The sequence below is a fragment of the Neisseria sp. genome, assembly GCF_041804105.1.
Lineage (GTDB): Bacteria > Pseudomonadota > Gammaproteobacteria > Burkholderiales > Neisseriaceae > Neisseria.
The window spans coordinates 1-8,093 of record NZ_JBHCJY010000004.1; the positions used below are offsets into that span (position 1 = coordinate 1).

The window sequence follows — 8,093 nt, forward strand, 5'->3', positions numbered from 1 at the left end:
CACCTCTTCGCCGACATCGGCCTCAACCGCTATTTCGACGAAGGCCGCGGCCGCCCGAAAGAAACCGAACCCGGCCATTTCAACTTCATTTTGCAGCAATACGCCGCCAAACACGGCGTAAGCGTCGAAGAGATGGAGCGCGCCTACGATGCCGGCGAAATCCGCGATGCCGGCCTCGACCGCTACTTCGTACACGACCGCGCCATGCGCGAAAGCGGCCACGACACCACCACGCGGCTCGACGACGTATGCGCCGATACCGCCTGCGTCGATTTGAACGCGATTATGTACCGCATCGAAACCGATATCGCCGCCCTGATCGCCGACTACTTCCCGCAAGGCTTCGCGCACAACGGTACGCAGCACACCGCCGAGAGCTGGCAGGCCAAAGCCGAAGCGCGCTACGATGCCGTGCAGCAATACCTGTGGAACGAAGCCGACGGCACGTTTTACGACTACAACGCCGCCGCCAAAACGCAAAACCGCTTCGTTTCCGCCACCAACCTGCTGCCGCTGTGGGCGGGGCTGTGCAGCCAAGAACAGGCAGAGCGCACGGTTAAGTCGCAACTGGCCGTGCTGCTGTGCGCCGGGGGCATCGCCTCTACCGCCCCGATTTCCGCCGAAATCCGCGGCCCCGAACGCCAGTGGGATTACCCCTACGGCTGGGCGCCGCACCAGATTCTGATTTGGGAAGGGCTGCAACGCTACGGTTTCGAGCGCGAAATGCACGAAGCCGCCTATGCGTGGGTGCAGATGATTGTCCGCGCCACGGTGGAATATAACGGCCTGATTCCCGAAAAATTCAACGTGGTCAAAGGCTCGCACAAAACCGATGTGGAATACGGCAACGTCGGCGCCGTGTTCGACTACGTGCCCGCCGGCGGCTTCGGCTGGACGAATGCGTCGCTGGTACTCGGCATCGCCAAGCTGACCGACGCGCAAAAAGCGGAATTGGATGCCTTGGCAGACGAAATCCCCTAACACCTGCTGCATCGGTAACAAGGCCGTCTGAAAAATATTTTCAGACGGCCTTGTTGCCTAATATTGTCGGCTATAGCAAAAGACAGGTTTTAATGTGGATTCCATCTCACAAGCCGTTTAGGTTTAGGCAGCCGTTTGGGAACATACCACGGCCACCACCCACCGGAAACCTGCTCCAAACCCATCATATTCAATTCTTTCATGACAATCTCCCAAATAATGAAAATTAAAAATCACGAATTTAAGTACACCTACCGGTATATACTTACTTTAGATAAGACAAACAATATTGCCCCGTGTTTCATTATTTTTTATTAAAAACTAAAATATTAAGTTAATTTTTGAAACAAACCAAACAGGATGAAATCATTTAAATATCCTATGAAAATATATCGACCTGCCGTTTGCCTGCCGTCTGAACCAGTAATACAGTACCGCGCCATCACGGCATAGTTGCCGTGTTTGACCACCGAACGGTTTTGTAAAATATCTTGAGGATAACCCGGCATTTTCATGCTCCTTCACATGCTGTTGTTCACGGTTTCCAATATAGTCCCGCGCCGCATCTCCCGCCTTTGCCCGCAATGACAAGGCACTGTCTTTGCGCGCCAAAAAGTAAAGGCCGTCTGAAAACCGGTGTATTTTCAGACGGCCTTATCCTTGTCCCCGCTGCTGCGAACCGTTATCATGAATACAGTCCAACCACAGGAATGATTATGTTACGTACCGCAGCCCTGATTGTTTTAGCCGCGCTTTCCGCGCCCGCGTTGTCGAAAACGCTGTCGCAAACCCTGCCCAACGGCCTGAAAGTCATCGTCAAAGAAGACCGTCGCGCGCCGGTGGCGGTTTCGCAGCTCTGGTACAGAGTGGGCAGCGTTGACGAACAGCAGGGCAAGACCGGCCTGAGCCACGCGCTCGAACACATGATGTTCAAAGGCACGCCGTCCGTACCCGCCGGCGAATTCAGCCGCCGCGTGGCCGCGTTGGGCGGGCAGAACAATGCCTACACCAACCGCAACGAAACGGTGTATTTCGAAAACGTGGCGGCGAAAAACCTGCCCGAAGTGTTGAAGCTCGAAGCCGACCGTATGCAGAACCTGAATTTCAGCGACAAGGACTTTGTCAATGAAATGAACGTGATACGCGAAGAACGCCGCCAGCGCACCGAAGACAACGCCTCGGGAAAGCTGTGGGAACACGTTTATCTCAACAGCTACACCGCCGCACCGCTGCGTGCGCCCATCATCGGCTACATGGACGACCTGCACGGCCTGAAAGCCGACGATTTGCGCGCGTGGTACAAACAGTGGTATGCCCCGAACAACGCGGTTTTGGTGGTGGTGGGCGACGTGGATGCCGCCAAAACCGTTCAGACGGCCTCCAAACTCTTCGGCCCGATTCCCGCCAAACAACTGCCCGAACGCAACCGTTTGGCCGAAACCGTCGAACGCGAACCGGTCAAAGCGGAAACCACGTCCGCCGTTACCCGCCAGCCGCTGATTGCGCTCTCCTACCGCGTGCCGAAACTGGAAAAACTTTCCGACTCCGTGCCTTACGCGCTGGACATCCTGTCGGAAATCCTGAGCGGCAACACATCCAGCAGGCTGGATAAAAACCTCGTGCGCGGCAGTCAGGCGGCGGTCAGCATAGGCGTCAACTACGACATGCTCTCGCGCGAAATGCCGCTGTTCAGCATCTTCGCCATGCCCAACAACGGCGTGTCGGAACAGGATTTGCTCGCCGCCGTCCGCGCGGAAATCAAAAACATCGCCGACAACGGCGTCGGCAAGGAAGAGCTGAAACGCATCCGCACCCAGATGGACGCGTCCGAAATCTACGCCAAAGACTCGATGACCTCCCAAGCATCGATTATCGGCCAACTGGAAACGCGCGGCTTCAAATACACCGACGAAGCCGAACTGCGCCGCCGCCTGCACAAAATCACCGCGCAAGACGTGCAGAACGCCGCCAAACTGCTGACCGCAAGCCGCGAAAGCGTGGTGGTGGTCAAACCCCAGCCGCCCGCCCCGAAAAGCACGGAATACGTACCGATTCCGAAACAACCGTCATTAAAGTAGGTACGGTTAGCCCGCCCCAGCGGGCGTAACCGTACAAACCGGCAGCCATATTTCAGACGGCATCACATTCCCGCATCATCGGATGCCGCCCGCCATGACAAGTTCAGGAATGTACCGACTGCAAAACCAAGTAGGTACGGTTAGCCCGCCTCAGCGGGCGTAACCGTACAAAACAGCAGCCGTGTTTCAGACGGCATCACATTCCCGCATCATCGGATGCCGCCCGTTATGACAAGTTCAGGAATGTACCGACTGCAAAACCGAGTAGGTACGGTTAGCCCGCCCCAGCGGGCGTAACCGTACAAAACGGCAGCCATATTTCAGACGGCGTCGGATTGTCGCTGCGGCAGATACGGCGAACCCGTTCCAAGTACAAAACGGCAATCATTTTTTCAGACGGCCTTACCGCTCCCGATTTCGCCCAACCCAAACCGTGCGGAAAATAACAACCGCCATCCCCTTAGCGGCGGACATGGCAATCCGTATCCCGTTCGGGCGGCTTCGTCTTTCGCGGTCGGTATAGTCATTCCCGCGCAGGCGGGAATCCATACCTGTTTTTCCGCAACCGGCTGAATAAAAAACATTTTCCGTATTCCCTGCGGATTCCCGTCCGTGCAGAAACAACCGCCGTCGTACGCACCCTTTAAAATTCCGGTTACCCCGTTCCATGTCTCCGTTTTCCCCTGATAAAGACCACATCATGAACCCCTTGCTCCCCCGAATCGCCGCCATCCTGACCGAACGCGGCCAAACCGTCAGTTGCGCCGAATCCTGCACCGGCGGCCTGCTCGCCGCCGCATTCACATCGCTGTCCGGCAGTTCGCGCTGGTTTCACCAAAGCTGGGTAACGTACAGCAACGAAGCCAAACGGCGGCTTTTGGGCGTGGACAACGCCACGCTGGTACGGCACGGTGCGGTCAGCCGCGAAACCGTGCGCGAAATGGCCGCCGGTGCGCTGAAACATTCCGGTGCACACGTCGCCCTGAGCATTTCGGGCATTGCCGGCCCCGACGGCGGCACGCCGGAAAAACCCGTCGGCACGGTATGGTTCGGGCTGTGTGCCCCCGATTTCCATACCGAACAAACCGCGCTGTTCCACGGGGACCGCGAAGCCGTGCGCAAACAGGCGGTGGATTTCGCTTTGGAAATGCTGACGGATTACCTGCAAAACGGCTGCTGAAAACAACGTTGCACAGCAAAAGGCCGTCTGAAAATTTTTCAGACGGCCTTTTGCGGGTTTCGGGAAATGGACGCTCCCGCACCGATAAAGTCAAAGGCAGACACAGCACGAATACGGCAACCCGAAATAAAAACAGCGGCATCGTCATTCCCCCCACGTCCCAACCCGCCGTCCGATGGCGGTTCACGGTAACGCCCAAACCGCCGTATGACGCGGTTTACAGAATTCCGGATGCCGCAGATGAAAGGCCGTCTGAATAATTTTCAGACGGCCTTTATCTATCTTGAATGTAAGCAGCATGGCAGTACCACGGCCGGAATGTTCAGCCGGTCGGCTCACGGTCTCTGCTCTGCCGCAAGCCGAAGCGGAACATCATAAAGCGTTCCGCCGTTTCGCCGTTTCTCTGCTTCAGAACGTTACGGCTGTTTTGCCGCCCATTCCGCGGGGGTGGCGGCGGTGGAAATCGACAACGCGTGCAGCTCGTTGCTGGCGAGCTGTGCTTTCAGGCCGTCTTTAATCAGGCGGTGGCGGGCAAGGCGGGCTTTGCCTTCGAATGCGGATGAAACGATGACGGCGAAAAAGTGGTGGCCGTCGCCTTCCACTTCGACGTGTTCGCACGGTGCCGCGTTTTCAATCATGGCTTTTACCTGTTCGGGCGTGAGCATGGGTTTGTGTCCTTATCGGTTGTTTTAAAACGGGGATTATACAGCAGGGCGGAAAGGCCGTACCACCGGCAGAATCGGCTTGAATCAAGACGGTGCAACGCAAAATCAAACCACGGCCCAAAATGAAGGCCGTCTGAAAAACGTTTTTCAGACGGCCTGTTGCCGCGCAGAACCCCGCCCGTCAATAGCGGTAAGCCGACAGTTTCTTTTTGATTTCCGGCAACGCAGCGCGGGCGGCTTCTTCACCCAAACGGATGGCACGGGCTTTCTGGTCGAAACCGCCCACCGAACCCAAATCCAGCACCGCCGGTTTGATGACCACGTTGGCCTTGCCCAATTCCGCATGCAGCGCGGAAGTGCTCATGATGTTGAGCGTTTGGTCGAGATACGAGAAAAAGCCCGCTTTGGTGTTTCTGCCGGGGCGCGCGGAAATATCGACCGCGATGACGAAATTCGCGCCTTGCCCTTTAGCTGCGGTAACGGGTACCGGCTGCGACAGTCCGCCGTCCACATAGCGCCGTCCGCCGATAACGGGCGGCTGGAACACATTGGGAATCGATGCCGACGCGCGCACGGCCTGCCCCGCATTGCCGCGGTTGAACGCCACGGCTTTACCGCTCTCGAAATCGGTGGCGACGGCGGCAAACTTCATCGGAAACTGCTGGATGGCGCGGCCGCCGACTTTGCGGTTGATGTAGTTTTCCAATGCCTGCCCTTTGATGAAACCGCTGGTGGACAAGGTTAAATCGACCAAATCGGTTTTGCCCAAAATTTCGGCCTCAAGTTCCAAACGGTCGGGCGACATTCCTGAAGCATACAGGCTGCCGACAATCGAACCGGCCGATGTGCCCGTAACCACCTTCACAGGAATCCCGTTTTCTTTCAATACCTTGATAATGCCGATATGGGCAAACCCTTTCGACGCGCCGCCGCCGAGTGCCAAGCCGATAACGGCCTGCGGTTTCGGTTTGGGCGGCGGAGTAACGGTGGCGGAAGAACCGGGCTGCGACGGCGCATTGCCGCTCGGACAGGCAGACAACAGCAGGGCAAACGAAAGGGCGGCGGCGCTTTTGAACAGGACGGCGGTATTCATGTGATGACGCTCTTTGAAAAATAAAAACAAGCGATTATAGCGCGGTTTGATTTTTCCGCATCATTAAAAAAACGGTAAAAGGCCGTCTGAAAAAACACCCCGCGTGCCGCCCTGCGAAACTGTGTTAACCTTATCCCTTCTCCAACCACCGCAAAAGTAAGGAAAAACCATGAGCCTGATTACGGCCTTTTTTGCACGTTGATAAATTTTTTATTGCCATGCCCACAAAGTGCGCAAAAATCCTTAAATCATGATACAGTCTCAGCCCAGCTTTCGCACCCAAGGAAAACATAAATTTAAATCAAAGATTTAAGTTTGCTTTTACCCAGTACACTTGGCAATAATGCACTAGCGGACAGTGCGGCGGTTATGCCGATAAAACGGCGGCGTGTGGTTTGTATTCTGTTATTACTTACTAAATTGTATAATATATAGGTTTATCATTTTGGAAAGTAAATCGTGAAAAAAATCAGCTTATTATGTTTAAGTATTGTTTTATTGACAGCGTGTTCGGCTTCTATGACTTCTATGTTAAGTCCGGAAGCCAGCTATCTGAACGGGCAGGCGGTTAAGAGTGTTCCTAAATCACAAAGCATTACCGTAGTGGGTTCCGTTTATGACGAGACTGGCAACTTTATGCCATCTTATCCTATGCCTAAATTCAAAGAACACAAAATCGTCCATATTTCTCCCGTACCCAAATCCGTGCTGGTGGCATGCGAACATGAATATACGCAAGCCGTTGGGCATTTGAGCCAAAATGTAACCAAACGTGGTTCTGATTTGGTCAAACACGATTTTCAGGCAGGCAAAACCTATATGGTTTTCTGCAATATCCAAGCCAATAATCGCTTTGAAATCGTGGCGCGGGAAGTGCCTGATGGTACGCGCTATCAAAGCGGTTGGTCAAAACCCAAACATACCACTCAGCCTACTGCTGCCAATCGTGTGCGCTTTGAAATCACAGGTAAATCCAGTCAGAAATTTTGGCGTTGGGCGGGTGGTTCGTATATGGCAATTCGCGGTTGGAATGGCAAATTTGGTGAAACGGCTGAATTGGCTGCGCCAATAAATCGCGTGGAAGTGCAATGTCAAATGAATCATGAAAAGATTAACATACCTTTAACAGGCGATTTTCAAGCAGGTAAAACATATCGTTTGGGGTGTCGCCAAAACAGCAATGGTTTAATAGAATCCTATATTACTGAGATTAAATGATTGTTTCAGGCTGCCTGAAAAGCAAAACTATCGTCATCCCTGCCTATGCTGGAATGACGATAGTGCTTATTTACGTGCGGCATTTGGGTTGATTGGATTGCCATAAAGCTGTCTGGCACATTATCCAGCGACACTGCAAAGAGCGCACCATCCGCGTGCACATTATCGACAATTGGACGTGGCTGACTATCAAAGGCTATATTGCTGATGTGAGCCGCAGTGAGTTTGAATATGAAATCCCGCTGGAACACGGGCAAACGATGATGGCAGCGATGTGTCCGTTTAGGATGGAAAAACGCCGCTATAAAGTCGAATTCGAAGGTTTTTTACACCATCGACGAATATTCCGACGACAACGCGCCGTTGGTGGTAGCGAAATCGAACTGCCGTCCGAAGATGCCGCGTTTGCCAAACCCGACTGACTGGGCGCGAAAATTACGTCCGACGGCAGATTCACCAATGCGTATCTGAGCAAGCACCCTTACGCAACGTGGGCGGGAGAATGACGGAAAACAAGGTGTCAACGCTGCACAGCCGAATCAAAAAGGCCGTCTGAAAACACACCCCACGTGCCGCCCTGCGAAACTGTGTTAACCTTATCCCTTCTCCAACCACCGCAAAAGTAAGGAAAAACCATGAGCCTGATTATCGAAGACCTGCAGGAAGGCAGCGGCAAAGAAGCCGTCAAAGGCAAAGAAATCACCGTACACTACACCGGCTGGCTGCAAGACGGCACCAAATTCGACTCCAGCCTCGACCGCCGCCAACCGCTCACCATCACGCTGGGTGTCGGCCAAATCATTGCCGGCTGGGACGAAGGTTTCGGCGGCATGAAAGAAGGCGGCAAGCCCAAACACACCATCCCGCGCGAAATGGGC

General features: G+C 54.3%; 10 protein-coding genes and 1 pseudogene. 7 read left to right on the top strand and 4 right to left on the bottom strand.

The features are described 5' to 3' along the window. On the top strand, positions 1-981 hold a 981-nt coding region (locus ACEYDX_RS00280; protein WP_373740048.1), incomplete at its 5' end, for a trehalase family glycosidase. Positions 982-1,310: 329 nt separating this feature from the next. On the opposite strand, the gene ACEYDX_RS00285 is transcribed toward ACEYDX_RS00280, so the two are convergent. Then, positions 1,311-1,490 (bottom strand): hypothetical protein, encoded by a 180-nt coding sequence (locus ACEYDX_RS00285; RefSeq protein ID WP_373740049.1) that lies wholly within the window; start codon positions 1,488-1,490, stop codon positions 1,311-1,313. Between the two features lie 207 nt (positions 1,491-1,697). Here ACEYDX_RS00285 and ACEYDX_RS00290 point away from each other — a divergent pair, with 207 nt between their 5' ends. Further along, positions 1,698-3,059, top strand: coding sequence for a M16 family metallopeptidase (locus ACEYDX_RS00290; protein WP_373740050.1), 1,362 nt, complete (start codon positions 1,698-1,700; stop codon positions 3,057-3,059). A 274-nt stretch (positions 3,060-3,333) separates the two neighbouring features. Here the strand turns inward: ACEYDX_RS00290 and ACEYDX_RS00295 are convergent, their stop codons facing one another. After that, positions 3,334-3,489, bottom strand: a complete 156-nt coding sequence (locus ACEYDX_RS00295; RefSeq protein WP_373740051.1) for a hypothetical protein — start codon at positions 3,487-3,489, stop codon at positions 3,334-3,336. A gap of 270 nt (positions 3,490-3,759) precedes the next feature. Here ACEYDX_RS00295 and ACEYDX_RS00300 point away from each other — a divergent pair, with 270 nt between their 5' ends. Together ACEYDX_RS00300 and ACEYDX_RS00305 are read left to right on the top strand one after the other, a co-directional pair. Further along, positions 3,760-4,239, top strand: coding sequence for a CinA family protein (locus tag ACEYDX_RS00300; RefSeq protein WP_373740052.1), 480 nt, complete (start codon positions 3,760-3,762; stop codon positions 4,237-4,239). 8 nt (positions 4,240-4,247) lie between these two features. After that, on the top strand, positions 4,248-4,499 hold the full coding sequence (locus tag ACEYDX_RS00305; RefSeq protein ID WP_373740053.1) for a hypothetical protein: 252 nt from the start codon (positions 4,248-4,250) through the stop codon (positions 4,497-4,499). Between the two features lie 156 nt (positions 4,500-4,655). Here ACEYDX_RS00305 and ACEYDX_RS00310 read toward each other — a convergent pair whose 3' ends face one another. Both ACEYDX_RS00310 and ACEYDX_RS00315 read right to left on the bottom strand, forming a co-directional pair. Continuing rightward, positions 4,656-4,904: a BolA family protein gene (locus tag ACEYDX_RS00310; protein ID WP_373740054.1), complete on the bottom strand. Its 249-nt coding sequence runs from the start codon at positions 4,902-4,904 to the stop codon at positions 4,656-4,658. Between the two features lie 181 nt (positions 4,905-5,085). Beyond that, the gene (locus ACEYDX_RS00315) at positions 5,086-5,997 is read right to left on the bottom strand and encodes a patatin-like phospholipase family protein (protein WP_373740055.1); all 912 of its coding nucleotides are present in this window, start codon (positions 5,995-5,997) and stop codon (positions 5,086-5,088) included. A 459-nt stretch (positions 5,998-6,456) separates the two neighbouring features. Between ACEYDX_RS00315 and ACEYDX_RS00320 the strand changes: the two genes are divergently transcribed. The 3 genes and pseudogenes from ACEYDX_RS00320 to ACEYDX_RS00330 all read left to right on the top strand — a co-directional run. Beyond that, the gene (locus ACEYDX_RS00320) at positions 6,457-7,215 is read left to right on the top strand and encodes a hypothetical protein (protein WP_373740056.1); all 759 of its coding nucleotides are present in this window, start codon (positions 6,457-6,459) and stop codon (positions 7,213-7,215) included. Between the two features lie 137 nt (positions 7,216-7,352). Further along, a pseudogene (locus ACEYDX_RS00325) lies at positions 7,353-7,721 on the top strand (CYTH domain-containing protein); the annotation flags it as partial. A gap of 129 nt (positions 7,722-7,850) precedes the next feature. Next, the coding region (locus tag ACEYDX_RS00330; RefSeq protein ID WP_373740057.1) for an FKBP-type peptidyl-prolyl cis-trans isomerase at positions 7,851-8,093 on the top strand (243 nt) is incomplete at its 3' end.

Bases quoted from the DNA above. Each gene is read 5' to 3' on its own strand.
- ACEYDX_RS00285 (WP_373740049.1), bottom strand. From the start codon at position 1,490: ATGCCGGGTTATCCTCAAGATATTTTACAAAACCGTTCGGTGGTCAAA.
- ACEYDX_RS00290 (WP_373740050.1), top strand. From the start codon at position 1,698: ATGTTACGTACCGCAGCCCTGATTGTTTTAGCCGCGCTTTCCGCGCCC.
- ACEYDX_RS00300 (WP_373740052.1), top strand. From the start codon at position 3,760: ATGAACCCCTTGCTCCCCCGAATCGCCGCCATCCTGACCGAACGCGGC.
- ACEYDX_RS00310 (WP_373740054.1), bottom strand. From the start codon at position 4,904: ATGCTCACGCCCGAACAGGTAAAAGCCATGATTGAAAACGCGGCACCG.
- ACEYDX_RS00315 (WP_373740055.1), bottom strand. From the start codon at position 5,997: ATGAATACCGCCGTCCTGTTCAAAAGCGCCGCCGCCCTTTCGTTTGCC.